The sequence below is a fragment of the Kitasatospora sp. NPDC059160 genome, from assembly GCF_042755465.1.
Classification (GTDB): domain Bacteria; phylum Actinomycetota; class Actinomycetes; order Streptomycetales; family Streptomycetaceae; genus Kitasatospora.
Window position 1 is genome coordinate 32,081 of the sequence record NZ_JBHZCN010000070.1, and the last position, 18,749, is coordinate 50,829.

Annotated in this window: 19 protein-coding genes; 9 read left to right on the forward strand and 10 right to left on the reverse strand. The window is 75.7% G+C overall.

Annotation, left to right across the window (positions count from 1 at the left end; translation table 11 throughout):
* Positions 1 to 24 precede the first annotated feature (24 nt).
* On the reverse strand, positions 25 to 975 hold the full coding sequence (locus ACFXOZ_RS27240; RefSeq protein ID WP_380525808.1) for a hypothetical protein: 951 nt from the start codon (positions 973 to 975) through the stop codon (positions 25 to 27).
* A 284-nt stretch (positions 976 to 1,259) separates the two neighbouring features.
* Here ACFXOZ_RS27240 and ACFXOZ_RS27245 point away from each other — a divergent pair, with 284 nt between their 5' ends.
* Positions 1,260 to 1,589 carry a DUF1330 domain-containing protein gene (locus tag ACFXOZ_RS27245; protein ID WP_380400657.1) on the forward strand — a complete coding sequence of 110 codons (330 nt, stop codon included), beginning with the start codon at positions 1,260 to 1,262 and terminating at the stop codon, positions 1,587 to 1,589.
* A gap of 58 nt (positions 1,590 to 1,647) precedes the next feature.
* Here the strand turns inward: ACFXOZ_RS27245 and ACFXOZ_RS27250 are convergent, their stop codons facing one another.
* Together ACFXOZ_RS27250 and ACFXOZ_RS27255 are read right to left on the reverse strand one after the other, a co-directional pair.
* The gene (locus ACFXOZ_RS27250) at positions 1,648 to 2,466 is read right to left on the reverse strand and encodes a hypothetical protein (RefSeq protein WP_380593111.1); all 819 of its coding nucleotides are present in this window, start codon (positions 2,464 to 2,466) and stop codon (positions 1,648 to 1,650) included.
* A 179-nt stretch (positions 2,467 to 2,645) separates the two neighbouring features.
* The gene (locus ACFXOZ_RS27255; RefSeq protein WP_380525805.1) at positions 2,646 to 3,581 is read right to left on the reverse strand and encodes an NAD-dependent epimerase/dehydratase family protein; all 936 of its coding nucleotides are present in this window, start codon (positions 3,579 to 3,581) and stop codon (positions 2,646 to 2,648) included.
* 149 nt (positions 3,582 to 3,730) lie between these two features.
* Between ACFXOZ_RS27255 and ACFXOZ_RS27260 the strand changes: the two genes are divergently transcribed.
* Positions 3,731 to 5,089 (forward strand): hypothetical protein, encoded by a 1,359-nt coding sequence (locus ACFXOZ_RS27260; protein WP_380525803.1) that lies wholly within the window; start codon positions 3,731 to 3,733, stop codon positions 5,087 to 5,089.
* A gap of 69 nt (positions 5,090 to 5,158) precedes the next feature.
* Here the strand turns inward: ACFXOZ_RS27260 and ACFXOZ_RS27265 are convergent, their stop codons facing one another.
* Positions 5,159 to 5,440, reverse strand: coding sequence for a hypothetical protein (locus tag ACFXOZ_RS27265; RefSeq protein WP_380525801.1), 282 nt, complete (start codon positions 5,438 to 5,440; stop codon positions 5,159 to 5,161).
* A gap of 4 nt (positions 5,441 to 5,444) precedes the next feature.
* Positions 5,445 to 5,684 carry a hypothetical protein gene (locus ACFXOZ_RS27270; RefSeq protein ID WP_380525799.1) on the reverse strand — a complete coding sequence of 80 codons (240 nt, stop codon included), beginning with the start codon at positions 5,682 to 5,684 and terminating at the stop codon, positions 5,445 to 5,447.
* Between the two features lie 106 nt (positions 5,685 to 5,790).
* Between ACFXOZ_RS27270 and ACFXOZ_RS27275 the strand changes: the two genes are divergently transcribed.
* Together ACFXOZ_RS27275 and ACFXOZ_RS27280 are read left to right on the forward strand one after the other, a co-directional pair.
* Positions 5,791 to 6,312, forward strand: a complete 522-nt coding sequence (locus tag ACFXOZ_RS27275) for a peptidylprolyl isomerase (protein ID WP_380525798.1) — start codon at positions 5,791 to 5,793, stop codon at positions 6,310 to 6,312.
* Entirely contained in the window at positions 6,309 to 6,749 is a 441-nt protein-coding gene (locus ACFXOZ_RS27280; RefSeq protein WP_380593112.1) for a hypothetical protein, read from the forward strand. Before ACFXOZ_RS27275 ends, ACFXOZ_RS27280 begins: the two co-directional genes overlap by 4 nt.
* A 25-nt stretch (positions 6,750 to 6,774) precedes the next feature.
* Here the strand turns inward: ACFXOZ_RS27280 and ACFXOZ_RS27285 are convergent, their stop codons facing one another.
* From ACFXOZ_RS27285 to ACFXOZ_RS27295, 3 genes are all read right to left on the reverse strand, one after another.
* A complete protein-coding gene (locus ACFXOZ_RS27285; RefSeq protein WP_380593113.1) occupies positions 6,775 to 9,540 on the reverse strand; it encodes a M4 family metallopeptidase in 2,766 nt (921 codons plus the stop codon).
* 161 nt (positions 9,541 to 9,701) lie between these two features.
* A complete protein-coding gene (locus ACFXOZ_RS27290) occupies positions 9,702 to 10,319 on the reverse strand; it encodes a hypothetical protein (protein WP_380593114.1) in 618 nt (205 codons plus the stop codon).
* Positions 10,320 to 10,527: 208 nt separating this feature from the next.
* Positions 10,528 to 11,163: a TetR/AcrR family transcriptional regulator C-terminal domain-containing protein gene (locus tag ACFXOZ_RS27295; RefSeq protein ID WP_375896917.1), complete on the reverse strand. Its 636-nt coding sequence runs from the start codon at positions 11,161 to 11,163 to the stop codon at positions 10,528 to 10,530.
* A gap of 62 nt (positions 11,164 to 11,225) precedes the next feature.
* Here ACFXOZ_RS27295 and ACFXOZ_RS27300 point away from each other — a divergent pair, with 62 nt between their 5' ends.
* Positions 11,226 to 12,704 carry an FAD-dependent monooxygenase gene (locus ACFXOZ_RS27300; RefSeq protein WP_380593115.1) on the forward strand — a complete coding sequence of 493 codons (1,479 nt, stop codon included), beginning with the start codon at positions 11,226 to 11,228 and terminating at the stop codon, positions 12,702 to 12,704.
* 57 nt (positions 12,705 to 12,761) lie between these two features.
* Here ACFXOZ_RS27300 and ACFXOZ_RS27305 read toward each other — a convergent pair whose 3' ends face one another.
* Both ACFXOZ_RS27305 and ACFXOZ_RS27310 read right to left on the reverse strand, forming a co-directional pair.
* Positions 12,762 to 13,727: an ADP-ribosylglycohydrolase family protein gene (locus tag ACFXOZ_RS27305; RefSeq protein WP_380593116.1), complete on the reverse strand. Its 966-nt coding sequence runs from the start codon at positions 13,725 to 13,727 to the stop codon at positions 12,762 to 12,764.
* A gap of 48 nt (positions 13,728 to 13,775) precedes the next feature.
* Entirely contained in the window at positions 13,776 to 14,198 is a 423-nt protein-coding gene (locus ACFXOZ_RS27310) for a carboxymuconolactone decarboxylase family protein (RefSeq protein ID WP_380525787.1), read from the reverse strand.
* A 362-nt stretch (positions 14,199 to 14,560) separates the two neighbouring features.
* Here ACFXOZ_RS27310 and ACFXOZ_RS27315 point away from each other — a divergent pair, with 362 nt between their 5' ends.
* From ACFXOZ_RS27315 to ACFXOZ_RS27330, 4 genes are all read left to right on the forward strand, one after another.
* Entirely contained in the window at positions 14,561 to 15,481 is a 921-nt protein-coding gene (locus tag ACFXOZ_RS27315; protein ID WP_380593117.1) for a hypothetical protein, read from the forward strand.
* Positions 15,482 to 15,543: 62 nt separating this feature from the next.
* Positions 15,544 to 16,536: a hypothetical protein gene (locus ACFXOZ_RS27320; RefSeq protein WP_380593118.1), complete on the forward strand. Its 993-nt coding sequence runs from the start codon at positions 15,544 to 15,546 to the stop codon at positions 16,534 to 16,536.
* On the forward strand, positions 16,533 to 17,450 hold the full coding sequence (locus tag ACFXOZ_RS27325) for a hypothetical protein (protein WP_380593119.1): 918 nt from the start codon (positions 16,533 to 16,535) through the stop codon (positions 17,448 to 17,450). The genes ACFXOZ_RS27320 and ACFXOZ_RS27325 overlap by 4 nt, the downstream gene beginning before the upstream one ends.
* Entirely contained in the window at positions 17,447 to 18,550 is a 1,104-nt protein-coding gene (locus tag ACFXOZ_RS27330; protein ID WP_380593120.1) for a hypothetical protein, read from the forward strand. The genes ACFXOZ_RS27325 and ACFXOZ_RS27330 overlap by 4 nt, the downstream gene beginning before the upstream one ends.
* Positions 18,551 to 18,749: the final 199 nt, after the last annotated feature.

The following is an 18,749-nucleotide window of genomic DNA, read 5'->3' on the forward strand; positions in this document are numbered from 1 at the left end:
ACCCGTGACGCGCCGCCGTGGCGGTCAGCTCCACGGGTTGGCCGGTTGGTCGTCGATCGCGGTCCAGAACCTGGTCTGGGTCGGCAGGGTGCCGTTGGCCCACAGGCCCCAGCCCGACGCGTCGTGGAACTCCGCCATCCGGAAGCCCGCCCCGAAGGAGGCCGCGCACAGCTGGTCGGCGGTGGCCCGGCTGCTCAGCTGGGTGCCGGGCACCGGCGCGGTGGCCTTCACCTCGCCGCCGGCCCAGCTGTGGAAGCCGCTGGTGGGCACGCCCGCCGGGGCCGGGCGGCCGTCCTTGCGCAGGCACAGCACCGGCAGCTGGGTGCCGGCCGGGGTGTCGCCCTGGTACGGGTTGCTGGCCGTGTCGTAGCCGACGTGCACCACGTTGTCGGCGCGCTGCTCCAGGTTGGCCCAGGTCATGCCCTTGTGGGCGCCGACCGGGCCGAACAGGGCCTCGTAGCTGCTGCGGTAGATGTCCCACTGCTGGTAGGCGCCGTCGTTGCAGCCGAACATGTAGAGCTTCCAGCCGCCGAAGTTCTTCTCGGTGTTGTCCAGGCACAGCGAGCTGGAGACGTTCTGGATCCGCACCCCGACCATGTCGTACTTCGCGGTCTGGCCGGCCGCCGTGTACGGGGTGATCCTCCACATCTGGCTGGTCACGTTCGTGTAGCACTGGGTGCCGCTCGGGCGGCTGTCGGAGGCGGTCAGGCAGGAGCGCTTGTCGACCTCGTTGTTGATCGTGTAGACGCCGTTCCAGCCCGGGACCGGGGTGAACACCCACTTGCCCGGGTTGTTCGAGGGCGCGCAGGGGTGCATGTCCTGGGTGTCCCACACCGCGCCGTCGGGACAGCGTTCGGAGGCCTGGTTGAACAGGACCGTCGCAGGGGTGTCGGCCGAGGCCGCGCCGGGGGCGAGCGCCAGGCCGCCCAGGGCGAGCGCGGCCGAGAGGACGATGCGTCGGATGAGCGAGCGCAAGGGATCTCCAGATCGAGGAGGCAGGGGCAGGGGAGCGAGGGCGGTACGGCCGGCCGACCGACTCCCACCCTGTCAGGAACCCGTCACCCGCCGGTATCCGAGCTTTCTCGGACCCGCCCGGCACCCCCGAGGGCGTCCGTACGTCACCCCTGCCGACCTACCGACCTACCGACCTACCGACCCACCGACCTACCGATACGCGACCGATTCGCCCGCCACCCCCCACGCCCTACCGTCGGGGACGTCAGCAGGAACCACCCACGGCGAACCCCCAGGAGCACCCCATGACCGCCTACGCGATCGCCCAGGTCCACTCGGTCGAGTTCGGCCCCGACATCGTGGAGTACCTGGAGCGCATCGACGCCACCCTCGACCCCTTCGGTGGCCGCTTCGTCGTCCACGGCGGCACGTACGAGACGGTGGAGGGGAGTTGGGGCACCGGCGGCACGATCGTCATCGAGTTCCCCGACCTGGAGCGGGCCCGCGCCTGGTGGGACTCGCCCGCCTACCGGGAGATCCTGCCGCTGCGCACCCGGCACATGAACGCCGACATCATCCTGATCGAGGGCGTGCCGGCCGGCTACCGGGGCGCGGACAGCCTCCAGGCGCACTGAGGACGCCGAGGACGCCGGGGGTGTCGAGGGTGTCGAGTGCGCCGCCGGGCCCCGGGTCTCAGGGACTGACCTGCTGGATGTGCTGGACGATGGGGACGGCGAGGTCCTTGATGTGCGGCAGCCGGTCCACGATGTTGTCGCCGTCCAGGAGGAGGACCTTGTCGCCGATCCGGACGGCGAGCACGTCCCGGGTCGCGTACGGGCCCGTCGGGGAGTTCTTCACCTCGATGGCCTCGTCGCCGAGGTTGGGCACCGAGGTGACCGTCACGGTGTGCGGGACGGGCTTCTTGTCCCAGTCCTGGCCGGTGTAGGTCTTGCACTTGTCGGCGTAGGCGCGGATCAGGGCGAGCTGCTTGGTGGCGGTGCCGGGGAAGTAGGAACCCAGGTGGATCCCGGCCTCGTTGACGTCCTCGGACACGAGTTCCTCGGCGTGCGCGGTCTGGTAGCCCATCGCGAGGCTGTTCCCGCCCGCGGTGGTCAGCCAGTTGCAGGGGTTGTCCGTCAGCGTCGGGTACGGATCGTCCTCGAAGTTGTCGCCGGTGTCGGTCTCGCTGTTGTCCTTCATCGTCCAGCCGGCCGGCAGGGTCGCCGAGGTGGGCAGCAGCGGCTTCAACTGGCGCCCGCTCAGCGGCTTCGGGCCGCTCGCCGTGGGGCTCGGGGAGCTGACGACGGGCGGGGCGGTGGGCGGGGCGGCGTCGATCGTCGGCGTGGTGCCGACGGGCGGGGCGGCCGTGACGGCGGGTCCGGACGGCGAGGCGCTGCCCGCCGACAGCGGGCTGGGCAGGTCGAGATTGTTGGCCGCGCACCCGGTCAGGGCGACGGCCGCGGCGACGGCGACCACCGCACCGGCGGCGACTGGAGTTCTGGTCGTGGACACAAGGATCCCCCCGATCCTGGGCAGGCGAACTGCGCACGGACGTACGACGATTCGCGTACGTGCGGTGGTCATCCTGCCACGCGCCGCTACCGCCCCGTACGCCGGTCCGTCACCTGCCGCCCCGGTGCCCCTGCCGCCCCCCGGGCCCCTGCGGCCGCCCGCCGCTGGGGCCCGCCCGGCTACGACCGCTCGCGCCACCAGGCGACGGTGGCCGCGAGCTGCTCCTCCAGCGGGGTCGCGCGGACGGCGAAGGCGGCCTCGTAGGCGCTGGAGTCCACGACGAAGGGGCGGTCGAACTGGTAGCGGGTCTCGCGCAGTTCGCGCAGCAGCGGGGAGAACAGGCCGCCCGCGGCGAGCAGGACGGGGGAGAGGCGGCGCACCGGGACGGGGTCGGTGCCGGCCTCGGCGGTGAGGCGCTCGACCATGGTGCGCACGGGCAGGGCGGGGCCGGTGGGGACGTGCCAGGGGCGGCCCCAGGCGCGCTCCTCGCCGGCGACCTCGACCATGGCGCGGGCGACGTCGGGCAGGTAGGTCCAGCTGTGCGGGGCGTCCGGGTCGCCGAGGACGGCGACCGGGCGGCCCCTGAGCAGGGCGGGCACGGCGCGCGAGGCGAGGTGGCCGCCCTCGGTGACGCCGGGGCCGAAGAAGTCGGAGGCCCGCACCTCGACCGCGCGGATCCGCCCGGCCTCGTGCAGGGCCCGGGCCTGCTCCCAGGCCGCGGCGCGGACCCGGCCCTTGGGGCCGGTGGCGGCGAGCGGGAGGTCCTCGGTCATCGGCCGCTCCACCGGGCCGTAGCCGTACAGGTTGCCGAGCATCACCAGGACGGCCCCGCTGTCCTCGGCGGCCGCGCACAGCGCGGCGGCGAGCGCGGGCCAGTGCCCGGCCCACTGCGGCAGCGGCGGCGCGGCGCAGCCGTGGATCGCGACGGCCCCGCGCGCGGCCTCGGCCAGCCGCGCCGGGTCGCTCGCGTCCAGGGCGAGGTGCTCGACGCCGTCGGCGGGGGCGGCGGGGCGCCCGGTACGGGTGACGACCCGGACCTCGTGGCCCTGTTCGGCCAGCAGGCGGGTGGTGGCGGCCCCGGCGGGCCCGTGTCCGACGACGAGGTGAAAGCTCACGCGCCCACCTTAGGGGCCGTCGCCGACAGGCGCTGACGGTTTGTTCCGGTCTGGGAGAGCTCGACAAATACCTGGTATGGCAATAGCAAAAAAGGACCTATGCTGTCGGGCGTTCAAGATCTCTTCACAGGAAAAACAGGTCTGCCCGCATGAAGCTGCCCCGGGTGTCCACCGTCGTCGCCGCCGCGGTCCTGGCGCCCGCCGTCCTCTTCCCCTCCTCGGCCTCCGCCGCCGACGCCCCCCAGCCCACCGGGCTCACCGGCCCTGACACCGCCTCCGGCTCCACGCCGGACGTCACCCCCGGCGACGACGGCGTCAACGGCGGCCCGGGCACCAGCAGCCGCCCCCAGGCCCCCGAGGGGCAGGAGCAGCGCGACCGCGCCGAGATCCAGAAGCTCCTGGACGACAAGAACACCGGCCCCGGTGTGCGCGAGGCCGCCGAGCAGGCCCTCAAGGGCAACGCCGCCCAGCTGCGGCACTTCCTGGAGATCGACTTCCCCAAGAACCGCCTGGACGACCTGCGGGTGAAGGTCTCCCAGTACATGCACCGCGGCGGCCCGGCCGTGCGCGCGGCCGGCGGCAAGGTGCTGCAGGGCAGCGAGGCGGAGCTGCTGAAGTTCCTCTCGGAGGGCCTGCCGGCCGCCCAGGCCGAGGACGCGGACCGCGCCGAGATCCAGAAGCTCCTGGCCGACCCGGACACCGGCCGCGGCGTGCGCGAGGCGGGGGAGAAGGCCCTCAAGGGCGGCGCCGCCGAGCTGCGGCACTTCCTCGACGTCGAGCTGCCCAGGCAGCGCGCCGACGACAACCGCGTCAAGGTCTCCCAGCTGCTCGCCACCGGCGGCCGCGAGGTGCGCGAGGGCGCCAACAAGGCGCTGGACGGCAGCGACGCGGACGTCGCGAAGTGGCTGGCGGAGGGCTACCCCAAGGCCAAGGCCTCGGACGACCGCGTCGCGCTCTTCGTCGCGCTGTCCGACAAGAACACCGGCCCGCACACCACCGAGGCCGCCAAGAAGGCCCTCGCCGGCACCCCCGCCGACGTCGCCCAGTTCCTGAGCGACCTGCCCAAGCTGCGCGCCACCGACAACCGCGTCAAGGTCTCCCAGCTCATGGAGACCGGCGGCCCGGCCGTGCGCGCGGCGGCCGGCAAGGCGCTGGAGGGCAGCTACGACGACATCGTCAAGTTCCTCGCCGAGGGCTGGGCCACGGCCCGCGCCGCGGACGAGGCCGCCGCCGGCAAGCCCGCCGAGAAGCCGGCCGACAAGCCCGCCGGGCAGCAGGACCAGGGCGCCCAGCAGCCGCAGACCGTCCAGCCGGCCGCCCTGACCGGGACCGGCAGCACCGGCACCACCGGGACCACGGTCACCGGCGCCACCAGCACCACCGGCAGCGGCTCGCTCGCCGCCACCGGCACCGAGGGCCTCGGCTGGGAGGCCGGCGGCGCCGCCGCGGCCCTCGCCGCGGGCGCGGCCCTGGTCGCGCTCTCGCGCCGCCGCTCCGCCGAGAGCTGACACGCCGGGACTGACACGCCGGGACCGACACACCGAGGGCTGACCCCCGCTCGCGTCCGGCCCCCGAGCTCAGCGCCCGCCTTCGGTGAACCTGCGCGCGAGCCGCTCACGCCAACGCGCCGCGTCGGAGCCGTCCAACTGCCCCTCGAAGGCCCGGCGGGCGGCCGCCACCAGCTCCTCGACCGTCCCCGCCCCGGGCCCGGCGCAGTGCCCGGTCGCGGCGCCGTACACCGCCCACAGCGCCCCCTCGGTCGGGTCGTCCAGACCCAGGCAGGTCGCCACCCCGCGCCCGGCCAGCGCCTCGGCCGGCACCGCCTCGAAGACCCGCCGCAGCCGCTGCCCGTCCGGCACCCCCTCAGCTCCCGTCCCCGCCACCCTCGCCGCTGCCGCTGCCGTTGCTGCTGCCCAGGAGCCACCGCTCCCGCTGCCTGCGCCGCCGCCGGCGCTGCTCCGCGCCGCGCAGCAGGTCGCCCGCACCGAGCGTCACCGCCGCCACCGCGCGCACCCACCCCGGCCCGCCGCGCGAGGCCCACACCACGCACCCGCACCCGGCGAGCACCAGCACCAGCACCCCGACCAGCACCGCTCCGACCATCTCGGTGTCACCCCTCTTCTTCCTTCACCGGTTCGGCCACGAATCCTCGCATGTGCCAGGATGCCCATCCGAACACCGAACAGGACCGACGACGAAGGAGACACCCGTGGCCAACGCCCGGTTCGCCACCCTGCACACCACGGCGGGCCCGATCCGGCTGGAACTGTTCCCGTTCCACGCGCCGAAGACGGTCCGCAACTTCGTCGAACTCGCCGAGGGCGCCCGGGAGTACACCGACCCGCGCACCGGGGAGCCGGGCAGCGGCCCGTACTACGACGGCACGACCTTCCACCGGGTGGTCAAGGGCTTCATGATCCAGGGCGGCGACCCGACCGGCACCGGCACCGGCGGGCCCGGCTACGCCTTCCCGGACGAGTTCCACCCGGAGCTGTTCTTCACCAGGCCGTACCTGCTGGCGATGGCCAACTCCGGCCCGGGCACGAACGGTTCGCAGTTCTTCATCACGGTGGGCACCCCCACCCACCTCAACCGCAAGCACACCATCTTCGGCCAGGTCGCCGACGCCGCCTCCAAGGCCGTGGTGGACGCGATCGCCGCCGCGGAGACCGACGGCGAGCGCCCGGTCCAGGACGTGGTGATCACCGAGGTCGAGATCACCCACGCGTGAGCCCGGAGCGCGTGAGCCCGGAGCCGGCGGCCTTCCCGCCCCGCCCGGTACGCGGCGTGCGCGCCCGCTACGTGTTCCAGGGCGGCTGCCCGAGCGCCGTCGCCGACGCCACGGTCGACTTCGAGCCGTGGGAGGAGGGCGTGCACATGGAGGTCGCCGACGGCGCCACCGTGCGCGGGACCCCCGGGCCCGGAGACCTCGACCGCTGCCACGCCGCCCTGGTCGAGGGTGTGCGTGCCGAGCTGGCCGAGCAACTGCCCGGCACCGTAACGGCGTTGGCGCTGGTCGTGCACCACACCACGGTGCACGACGTGGACACCGGCGAGTACGCGTACCGCAGGGCCGGGCGGGTGGCGGTGCGCGAGGTGCTCGCCCTCCTGGACGCCGAACGGCCGAGCCGCCGCCCGGAGAAGTACGGGCGGCGGCAGGGGAGTTGACGCGGGCGGGAGTCCAGGCCGGAGCTCAGCAGCCGCCCGCCGGGCGCTCCCGGGTCACCAGGTCGGCGCGCCCCGCCGTGGCGTCCAGCCACACCACCCGGGTGCCCCGGTCGGCGGCCACCGCGTACTGGCCGCCGCGGTCGCAGGAGACCCGCTGCGCCGGGCCGCCCGCCAGCGGCACCTGCCACAGCTTGGGCAGCGCCGCGTTGGTCCAGCCGCCGGCCGGCTTCGCCGACGTCAGCTGGTAGCTGACGGCCTGGTCGGAGGCGGTCAGCGTGGCGAACCGGGGGGCCTGCGGGGAGCTCGCGGCCAGCACGTCCACGATCCCCGAGCCGTCCACCGCGCCCGAGCGGATGGTGCTGCGCCCGGCCGGGTCGACGGGGGTGTCCAGCCAGACCAGGCGCCCGCCCGCCAGCAGGGTGGAGGAGGTGCGGCTGGGCCCGGAGCCGGCCGGGGCGTGCGCGGTGTACTGGGCGGTGACCTTGCCCGCCGCGATGGAGTAGACGGTCGGGGCGGTCACCGTCCGGTCGCCGTCCTGCCAGGTCTCGGTCCAGCCGATCAGGCCGTCGCGCAGGGTCAGGCCGAAGAGGCCGTGCCCCTCGGGCAGCGGGATCCCGACCGCCGGGGCCCCGTCGTGGACGAGGTAGGCCCGGGTGCGGCCGGTGGTGTGGTCGGTGAGCGCGTAGGCGGTGTCCGGGCCGGAGACCTGGAGCCCGTCGAGGCTGTCGGTGGTGCGCAGCAGGCTGCGCACCGGGCCGGTGCCGGTGAGCGGGGCGGTGAGGATCTCCTTGCCGGGGCCGCCGGTTCCGCCCTGGGCCTCCCAGACGGCGGTGGTGCCGTCGGTGGCGGCCCAGCTGTGGAAGCGGCCGTCCTGGGGGCTGAGTCGTACGGGCTTGCCGCGGCCGTCGGTGGTGCCGGTGTACAGCCCGTTGCCGTCGGGGCCGTCGGCCAGGAGTACCCAGTGGCCGTTGGCGGCGACGGGGGTGGCCTGGCCGTTGGGGGCGGCGGGCAGCAGGGTGCGGGCGTCCATGCCGAGCCGCTGCTGCCAGCCGGCGCGGATCCCGTGGGCGTCGAAGGCGGTGGCGACGGCGCGCAGTTGGCGCTTGTCCAGGCCCTGGTCGCGGCCGGCGGCGAGGACGGCGTCGCGTCCGGCGAGGAAGTCGTCGGAGGGGGTGAGGTAGTCGGCGAGGGCGTGGTAGACGACCCGGTCGGCGGTGAGCGGGTCGAGGGTGCGCCGCACGTCCCACAGGGCGCCGCCGAAGATGGTGGAGTTCAGGTGCACCCCGCCGGTGTCGACGTCCAGGGTGCCCAGGTAGTCGTCGACGGTGGTGCGGTGGTCGTCCAGGCGGCGGTTCGCGCAGTCCTGCGGGGTGCCGGTGCGGCACAGCGACTCGCCGAGCAGCGCGGCGGTGGGGTCGTCCATGGCCAGGCCGCGGGCGGTGACCTCGATGGCGTTGCCGAAGTAGTCGGCGAGGGCCTCGTTCATGGCGCCGGACTGGCCGAAGTAGGTCAGGTTGGCGGTGTGGTCGATGACGGCGTGGGTCATCTCGTGGCCGGAGACGTCCAGGGCGGCGGAGAAGGGGTAGTGGCCCGGGAGGGCGCCGTAGACCATCTTGCCGCCGTCCCAGAAGGCGTTCGGGAACGGGGCGCCGTGGTCGCTGACGTTGACCACGGAGACGATGGGGCCGCCCTGGCCGTCCAGGCCGTTGCGGCCGAGGCGGTCGCGGTAGAAGTCGTACACGATCCCGGCGTTGACGTGGGCGTCGGTGGCGCCGTCGTCCCCGGTGGCGGCGGGGAAGGCGGGGGTGGGGGAGGAGGCGGGGACGGCGTCGGCGGGCATGACGTGGTCGAAGTCGCCCGCGTCGCGGCCCCCGGCGTCGTAGGTGGTGACGGCGGCGGGGCGGGTGAGGTCGGTGAGCTGGTAGCCGCCGTCGGGGCGCTGGGCGATGTTGACGGCGGCGGGGCGCCCGTGGGCGTCGGGGGCGGTGCCGGTGGCGGGGCGCAGGCCGTCGGCGGTGGCGGCACCGGGGGCCGGGGCCGTGGTCGCGGCCGCCGGGCGGGGCGCGCGGGCGTCGTGGGCGAGGGCGACGGTGCCGGTGGTGGCGTCGACGTACACCTCGCGGGCGGTGGCGCCGGTGCCGCCGGTTCCGCCGGAGCCGGGGCGCACGGTGTAGTGCTCGGTCAGGCGGCCCGGGCCGCCGGGCAGGACGACGGCGCCCAGGTCCTCGGCGGTGGCGCCGGTGCGCTGCTGCGGGTCGCTCAGCGCGTCGAGCGCGGCGGCGCGCAGGGCCTCGGCCGGGACGGCGGGGGTGGTGGGGGCGGTCAGGCCGGTGAAGTAGCGTCCGCCCACCGACTCGACCTTCTGGGCGTCGCCCTGTCCGGTGAGGTGCACCAGGTACTGGCCGCCGAGGACGGGGATCCCGCCGTGGCGCTGCTCGAACCTGACGGTGCGCCGGCCGTCGGGGCCGGGGGTGGAGGCGAGTTCGGTCAGCTCGCCGGTGTCGACGCGGTAGCGCTCGGGGTGGGCGGCCAGGTGGTCCCGGGCGGCCCGGACCGGGTCGCCGGGGGCGGGTTCGGCCAGGCCGGTCACCAGCTGCGGGGCGGCGGTGTCCCGGCCCTCGACCAGGGCGGGCACCGGGTCGGCGCCGCCGGCGCTCGGCGCGGACGCCGGTGCGGGTGCCGGCGCGGCCAGGGCGGTCGGCGCGGCCAGGGCGGTCGGTGCGGTCAGGGCCAGCGCCACGGTGGCGGCGGCGACGGCCAAGGTACGGGCGGTGCGCGGGTGTTGGGGCACGGCGGTCCTCTCGCGTGCGGATGCGGGGGCGCGACGGCACGGCGGTGCGGTCGCGCCCACCCACCATATGCAGTCCAGCGACATATGTCGATTGAATGCTCATCACGTGCGGTCCCGCGCGCTTCCCCGCTCCCCTCAACGTCCCCGTGCGGGAGGTGCGTTCACGCACCTCCCGCACGGTGCCACCGCTCCCTCAGGTCCTCGGCCGTCCAGCGGCCCAGGAACACCGCGCCGTAGACGGTGAACGGGAGGGGCAGGGCGAACAGCGGCACCGACAGCCAGCTCGGCCGGCCGGTGCTCATCCGCCCCCGCTCGTCCAGCCGCACCGTGATCTCGTGGCCCCGCGGATACGGCCCCTGCGGCCGCTCCGCGCTGAACTCCCGCCCGTCGACGCTCCAGCGGAACGTGCAGGCGTAGGTCTTCGCACCCAGGCCGCCGCCGTCCCCGCCCGGCTCCTGGCCGCTCACCCGGCAGCCCGTCACCCAGGCCGTCGTACGGCGCGGATGGCCCAGCCGCTCCCGCACGGTGCCGGCGACCTGCGCGGCCAGGAACACCGTGAGCAGTGCCAGCAGCAGGAACCCCACCGCCCGGGTGCCCGTCCCGCGCTCCCGCTCCGGGGCGCGGCGGCGCACCGGGAGCCAGGCCGCCGGGAGCGCCACGGCCGCCGCGGCGCACAGCCACCACGGCCACCCGGGCACCGGATCGTCCTGCGACCACGGCCACAGCGCGGCCGAGCCCGCGAGCGCCGACGTCACCGTCGCCGCCGCGGTCACCGCCACGCACCGTCGTTCGAACCCCGTCCCGGTCACACCCGCCCCCGACGCCGCAGTCCCGCCACCGCTCCCGATCCTGGGCCCGCCCGGCCCCCGTGGCCAGGCTTCTCCCGCGACGGTGACAGGGCTGCGACATCGCCACGGCCGCACCGGCCGCGCCCTCCTCGCCGGCCCGGCGGTCGCGGACCGCCCCGCCGCGCCCGGTGGTCGCGAACTAGCCCGCCGCGCCAGGCTGTTCGAGGAGCCGGTCGAGGGCGAAGGCGAACCGCGCGTCGAAGTCGTCGCCCTCCAGGTGCCGCGCGACCCGGCCCAGCGCCGGGTGGGCGCCGTCGGCCAGCGCCCCGGCCAGGGAGTGCTCGCCGCTCTGGGCGGCCAGGGCCTGCTGCTCCTGGGTCAGGCCGAGCGCCAGGTACTGGATGCTCCAGAACGTCCAGGCCGCGCGCTGCTCGTCCAGCCCGCCCTCCAGCAGCGCGGCCAGTACGGCGTCGGCGTGGCGCAGGGTGGCCGGCTCGGCCGCGTACGTCCCGGCGACGATCAGCGCCCCGTCGCGGTGGGCCAGCAGGGCGCGCCGGTAGCGGTGGGACAGCTCGCGCACCCGCTCCCGCCAGGGCCCGGGCAGGCCGTCCGGGTCGACCCCGGCGACGATCGCGTCGGCCATCAGTTCCAGCAGCCGGCCCTTGGTCTTGGCGTGCCACAGCACGGTGTTCATCCGGACGCCCAGGCGCTCGGCGACGCCGCGCACCGACACCGCGCCGGCGCCCTTGTCGTCGAGCAGGTCGAGGGCCGCGCGCACCACGGCGGCGGTGTCCAGCCGGGGCTGCCCGGCGGGCGGAGCTTGCTTCTTGGTCACTGACCTAGTGTACTGGGGCCAACGCCATTGGTCACTGACCAAGAACCGTGGAGGGGACACCCATGACCACACCCACCCACCAGGTCGTCATCGCCGGAGCCGGCCCCGTCGGCCTCTGGCTCGCCGCCGAACTGCGCCTGCACGGCGTCGAGGTGACACTCCTGGAGACCCGCACCGAACCCGACCCGCACTCCCGGGCCACCTCCCTGCACCCGCGCACCCTGGAGATGCTCGACTCCCGCGGCCTGCTCGAACCCTTCCTCGCCGAAGGCGTCCGCATCCCCGCCGGACACTTCGCCGCCCTGCCCGCCCGCCTCGACTACACCCGCCTCGACACCCCCCACCGCTACACCCTCGCCCTGCCCCAGGCCCGCACCGAACACCTGCTCGCCGAGCACGCCGTCGCCGCCGGCGCCGACCTGCGCCGCGGCCACCGCGTCACCGGCCTCACCCAGGACGACGAAGCCGTCACCGTCCACGTCGAAGGCCCCGACGGCCCCTACCGCCTGCGCACCGCCCACCTGGTCGGCTGCGACGGCTCCCGCAGCACCGTGCGCCGCGCCGCCGGCATCGACTTCCCCGGCACCCCCGCCACCTTCTGGGCCTGGATGGGCGACGTCGTCCTCGACACCCCGCCCCGCACCCCCGCCCTCGCCAACGAGCGCGGCGCCCTCATGGTCTTCCCGCTGCCCGGCGGCATCCACCGCGTCGTCGGCAACGACGCCGCCACCAACCGCACCCGCCCCGACGGCCCGCCCACCTTCGACCAACTGCGCACCAAGGTCCGCCACATCGCCGGCACCGACTACGGCATGCGCGACCCCGGCCGGCTCTCCACCTTCGGCAACGCCGCCCGCCAGGCCGCCCACTACCGCCACGGCCGCGTCCTCCTGGCCGGCGACGCCGCCCACAGCCACTTCCCGGCCGGCGGCCCCGGCCTCAACGTCGGCCTCCAGGACGCCTTCAACCTCGGCTGGAAACTCGCCCGCGTCCTGCACGGCACCGCCGACGACACCCTCCTCGACAGCTACCACGCCGAACGCCACCCCGTCGGCGCCGAACTGCTGCGCAGCACCCGCGCCCAGAGCGGCCTGATGGCCGACCACAGCCCCGAGACCCTCGCCCTGCGCGACCTGCTCGGCGAACTCATCGACGGCGTCCCCACCTTCTCCGACACCCTGGCCGCCCGCTCCGCCGGCCTCGCCGTCCGCTACCCCGCCGCCCCCGACGGACCCGAGGCCCACCCGCTCACCGGCACCCGCGCCCCCGACCTCCACCTCGGCGCCACCACCCTGTTCACCCTGCTGCGCCCCGGCCGCCCCGTCCTGCTCGACCTCACCGGCTCCACCCGCCCGGACCACCTCGCCCGCCCCGGCCTGACCCTGCACAGCGCCCCGCTCACCCGCCCCCACCCCGGCTGGGACACCGCCACCGCCGCCCTGCTGCGCCCCGACGGCCACCTCGCCTGGCGCACCGACGCCCCCGACGGCCCCGGCCCCGCCGCAGCCGCCGCCCTCACCGCCTCGGGCCTGGCCCCCTGAGGGGCGCGCGGCCGGGGCCGCGGGGAGCCTCCCCGCCGCCCCGGTCCGCCCGGGGCCTCAGCCCGTGCGGCGTGCGGGGGTCTCGTCCTCGGCGCCGGCCACCCAGGCCGGCAGGGGCTCGCGCCGGGCGAGCCAGCCGGCGGCCGGACCGCCCAGGCCGGTGCGGGCGGCGACCACGCCGCCGGTGATCGCGCAGGTGGTGTCCACGTCGCCCAGGCCCTCGGCGGTGCTCCACAGGGCGTCGGTCAGGCTGTCGAGGTGGTGGGCGGCCGACCACAGGGCGAAGGGCACGGTGTCGCCGGCCCGCACCCGCTGCCCGTTGCCCAGCAGGTCCGCCGCGCGCCAGGGCTCGGTGTCCGGGGCGAGTTCGGCGGCCCGGGACAGGCCCTCGCGCACCGGGCCGGCCGGGGTGCGCCCGGCCACCTCGGCGAGGAAGGCGGCCCCGGCCGGTGCCGGTGCCGGTGCCGGAGCCCCGACGCCGCCGCGTCCGCGTGCGGCCAGCGCGGCCGCCAGCGCCACGGCCACCGCGCCGGCGATCCCCTCGGGGTGGGCGTGCGTCACCTCGGCCGACAGCGCGGCCTGTTCCGCGGCCTCGTCCAGGTCCGCGTGGAACCAGGCGCCCAGCGGCGCCACCCGCATCGCCGCCCCGTTGCCCAGGCTGCCCTGGCCGTCGAACAGCTTGCGCGACTCCTCGCGCCACGCCGACGGCCGCGCGGCCAGCCGGGGCAGCAGCAGGCTCATGCCGTTGCCGTAGCCGCGGTAGGCGTCGGCCAGGTACGTCGCCCCGAAGGCCTGGGCCAGGCGCTCCTGGTGCACCGCCTCGTACGCGGTGAGGATCCCGTACACCGACAGCGCCATCGCCGTGTCGTCGGTCCAGTGCCACGGGGTCTCCGGCGGCACCCGCCGGGCCCGGACCTGTGCGAACGCCGCCTTCGGTGTGCGGAAGAGCGGGAACCACCGCTCGCCGAAGCCGTCCCCGAGCGCCAGGCCCTCCAACGCGTCACGTGCTGCCGAATACGTCATGGCCGCATGATGGCACCGGCCGCGCCCCGGTGGCAGGGTGGTCCGGCGTCAGGCGGCCGTGACCGGCAGCAGGCCGCGCTCGCCGAAGACCTTCTTGGCGACGAAGGTCGCGTTCAGCGCCTTGGGGAACCCGCAGTACACGGCCGAGTGCAGCAGCGCCTCGGTGATCTCGACGGGGGAGAGGCCGACGTTGAGCGAGGCGTTGATGTGGACCTCCAGCTGCGGCTCGCAGCCGCCGAGCGCGGTGAGCATCCCCAGCGTCACCAACTGCCGGTCACGCGGGGCGAGTTCGGGGCGGCTGTAGACGTCGCCGAAGCCCCAGGCGACGACCTGGTGGGCCAGCTCCGGGCTGATGTCGGCCAGCGCGTCCACCACCCGCTGCCCGCCCTCCCCGTCGACCCGGGTGAGCACCTCCATGCCCCGCTCGAACCGCTCCCGCCGCTGCCCGGCCCCCTGCTCCGAAGCACCCATCGCGCCTGTCCTCTCCTCGTACCCGTTCCCGTGCCGCGGCCCCGGCCGACCGGCCCTGACCACGGAAGGAACCGTAGGACTTGGAGTGCACTCCAACTCAAGCCGGGCGCGGAACCACGGCCTCCACGACACCCGGACGCACGACACCCCGTCAGGGCGCCTGTTGCGGTTGGGTCACGGAGTGTCCGATTCATCGGGCATTGCACGGGAGTGCGGTGATTGATTTTGTTGGCGAGAATGTCATCGGACTCTCATACTGCCTGGTGAGAGACGTGATGGCCGGTCCGGGAAGGCCGCGGGGGAGCGGATTTCCGACGGTGGCCCACGTGCGACATTTCCGATCATTCCCATGGGGGAGTCCTTTGCCCGCGCCCGAGAACGAGAGCGCCGCGTTCACCGATCCGCCGCCGGAGCAGCAGCCGCAGCCGGCCGGCGTCGCGCCCGAGCCCGCAGCCACGCCGGAAGCGGCTGCCGTGCCCGTGCCCGCCGCCGACCCGGCCCCGGCGACCGCGGCCCCGCGCCGGCTGCCGCGCGCCGTCGGCGTCGCGCTGGCCACCGCCGGACTGCTCGCCGTCACGGCGGCCAGCGCCGCGGTGACCGTCGCCGTCGGCAAGCCGGACGGCCACCGGGCCGCCGCACCCGCGCCGCGTGCCACCGCCACCGCCGCCCCGGCGAGCGCCGGCGCGAGTGCCTCCGCGAGCGCCACGCCCTCCGCCGTACCCGTCCCGGTGCCGACGGCCGTCCCGACCGAGCCCGCCCCGGCCAGCACCGTCAAGGGCACCGTCAGCGGCGGCAAGCACGACGGCGACCTGCGCTACTTCCTGCTCCCGATCCCGGCCGGCGGCGAGTCCTACGGGCCCGCCGACGGGATGGCGATGACCCGCGACGACGTCTCCGAGATGTTCGGCAAGCCGGACGACATCGACACCATCCTCAGCCGCCTCGGCTACCGCGACGGCGCCACCCGCACCTACCGCACCGCCGACGGCACGGCCGAAGTCACCGTCACCCTGCTGCACTTCGGCTCCGCCGACCTGGCGAGCCGGTTCGTCCAGGGCTACACCGTCAAGTCGCAGGAAGCGATCGACATCGACGGCGACCCCAACGCCCACGGCTTCCGCCGCAAGCCCAAGAACGAGGCCTACACCGGCTCGATGACCGGCATCTCCAGCCAGGGCGACGTCCAGTACACCGTCGACGTCGAGGTCAAGGGCACGCCGGACAAGGCGCTGCTGAACGACCTGATGAAGCGCCAGCGCGAGTGGCTCGCCTCCGGGGGCTGAGCCCGCGCCCGCGCGCCCGCCCCACGACGTCCTCCCGCCCCTCCTCCTCTGGAGTCGCTTCCGTGACCACCGAACCCGAGCAGCCGCCGGCCGCAGCCGCCGACCCGTCCGCGTCGGCCGAACCGCCGACGCCGCCGCTGCCGCCCGTACCACCAGTGCCGCCCGTACCGCCCGTGCCACCGGTCCCGCCGGTGCCGCCCGTCCCGGCCCCGTCCCCCTGGTCGGCCGAAGGCGAGGCGATGGCACACCGGACGGCGCACCAGGCCCCGGCCGCGCCGGAGCCCGCCGCCCCGGAGCCCGCCGCCCCGGAGCCCGCCGCTCCGGCCCCGGCCGTGGACGTCTACGCCGACTTCCTGTCGGCCGGCCCCGAGACCGCCCCGCGCCCGTCGCGCCGCCCCCGCCCGGTGCTGCTGTCCGTCTGCGCCCTGGTCGTGGGCGTGCTGGCCGGCGGCAGCGTCGGCTACGCGATCCAGGCCCAGCGCCCGCCCACGCCACTGCCGCCGCTCCAGGTCGCCCTGCCCGCCTACCCGGCCGAGACGGTCGACCCGGCCGCCCTCGCCGCCGCCCAGCCCCCGCCGCCCGCCATCGAGGGCGACCTGCGCAAGCTGCTGGTCAGCGCCCCCGACGGCAGCACCGCCTGGGGCGACTACCCGGACAAGCCCGGCTGGATGTCGATCGGCGAGCTCGCCGAACGTAAGGGCGACGCGGCCGTCGTCTTCAAGGACCTCGCCACGTCCGGCTTCCGGCGCGCCGCCGAGGTGGACTGGATGAAGGGCGACATCCGCTACCGGGTCACGCTCACCCAGTACACGCCCGAGCACATCGACGAGGCCGCGGCCTTCCACGGGCAGGCCTTCGCCGACGACACCGACGGCGGCTACCGGGTGGACCCGGAACCCAGGCAGTGGTCCGACACCAAGGAGCAGTACTACTACGGCCACGCCGCCGCCCAGCGCGGCACGGTGCTGATGACCGTGGAGGTCTTCAGCCCCAAGCCGGTGGAATCCGGGGACCTCAAGGCCCTCGCCAAGCAGCAGTGGGAGCGGCTGACATGACCGACGACTCCGTGAGCGCCGTGCCGGCCACCCCGGCCGAGCCCCATGCCCCGGCCACCCCGGCCACCCCGGCCGTCCCGGCCGAGCACACCCCCGAACCGGCCGCGCCCGCAGGCGAGTTCGCCCCGGCGGGCGCGCCCGCCACGCCGGACCCGACCCCGGATTCGCCCCCGAACCCCGCCTCCCGCCGCCTGCTGCGCGCGGGCGCCGCCACCGTCGCCGCCGCCCTGGTCGGCGTGGTCATCGGCGTCGGCATCATCAAGACCCGGTACGACGACCCCGCCCCGGTCGCCGCCGCCGGCCCCACCGGCACCCCGGCCCCGGCCGCCACCCCCACGCCCTTCGGCGCCAAGTCCAACGGCAGCCACTTCGGCTCGCTGCGCGACCTGCTGCTGCCCGTCCCGGCCGGCTACGCGCCGGGCCCCGACGAGGGCGGCTACGGCAACGACACCGAGCTCGGCGCCGGGCAGCTCTCCGACGAGATGGACGCCGAACTCCAGCAGGTCCCCAAGGACAAGCGCGACAAGCTCCGCTCCTACTGGCAGGGCCTGCACGTCAAGGGCACCGGCGTGCGGACCTACCGCAACGACGGCGGCAACCTGGTGGTCGGCCTGCGGCTGCGCCAGTTCAACCAGCAGGAGGTGCAACGGATCAACGAGTACACCGCGGTGTTCACCGGTGACACCGGCATCTTCCGCTCCGGCCCGCAGGTCCCCGGCCACCCCGAGGCGCACTGCTACCTGATGCCCGCGCCGCCCTCCGCGCCGATCGACTACCTGGAGTGCTCGGCCGCCGAGGGCGACCTCCTGGTGATCATGAGCGCCGAGGGTGTGGCACCGCTCCCCAAGGACAGGATCGTGGCCCTCTTCACCATGCAGCTCGACCGCCTCGCCAGCCCCGGAGCCTCCGTATGACCGACCACGCCGCCACCCCGCAGCCCGGGCCCGGGTCCGAGCCCACCCCGCAGCCCGCCCCGGAGTCCGGGCCCGCCCCGCAGCCCGCCGCCGACCCGGCCCCCACCACGGCGCCGACCGTCGAGGAGCCGACCGCCGAGGAGCCGACCGCCGAGGAGCAGGCCCTCGCGGCGCAGGCCGCCGAGGAGCAGGCCGCCCACCGCACCCGCCGCCGCAAGGCCGCGGTGCGCTGGGGCTGCGCCGTCCTGGTGTTCGCCCTGGCCGGTACCGGCACCGCGCTGGCCGTCACCGCGCCCGAGCGCACCGACATCCCCGGCCTGGCCACCGCCGGAGACGGCCGCTACACCTTCCCGCCGCTGGCCCTGCCGCCGCTGCCCTCGGGCAAGGCCGCGCCCAACCTCAAGGACAAGGCCAAGGACAAGGGCGCGGCCGTGCACCTGGCGGACCTGCGCCACCTGCTGCTGCCCGTGCCCAAGGAGGCCGGCGGCTCGGTGAACCCGCCGGTCTTCCCGGCCCCGACGGCCCCGACGCTCCCGGCGGGCTCGGCCTCGCCCACGGCCTCGCCCTCCGACACCCCGTCGGGGACCCCCTCGGCCACGGCGGGCCCGAGCGCCTCCGGCACGGCCACCGCGGGCCCCGAGGGGGCGGCCCCGGCGAACTGGGTGTCCTGCGACGCGCTGCTCGGCGACCTGCAGAACCCGGCCCGGATGCGGACCCTGCTGCGGCAGAACGTGTGCCGCGCGGCCACCGTCCGGGAGTGGACCGCCTCCGACGGCACCAGCACCCGGATCCGGCTGATGCGCTTCGGCACCTCCGCCGAGGCCTGGGACACCTTCTCCCGGACGCGCTCGGAGATCCAGCTCAAGGCCGCGCCCGACGCGAGGACCGCGCCCTCCTCGGCCGACGGCGAGCTGCCGGACGGCGTCGAGGTGACCCGCAAGGAGTCCCGGGAGACCGCCGGCAAGGACGTGCCGACGACCCGTCTGGCGTTCGTGTCGGCCTCCGACGTGGTGGCCGTGATCACCATGACCAACCCGCGCGGCGTGCCCGCCGCGGCCTTCCGCCAGGTGGTCGACCTCCAGTCCGACCTGCTCGCCTGAGCCCGGCGCCCGCCCGAAGGCCCGAGGGCCCCGCACCCCCCGTTTCCATGCGGGGGGGTGCGGGGCCCCTAGGGTCCGTCTTCGGGCTCCCGCCTGCGGGGCGCCGCCGGGGCACGCACCTCGCCGCGTTGTCGTCGGTCGCCAATGCTCCGCAGTGGCTCCCTCCTCCGCCTTGCGATGCACGCACCCCAACGCCGCC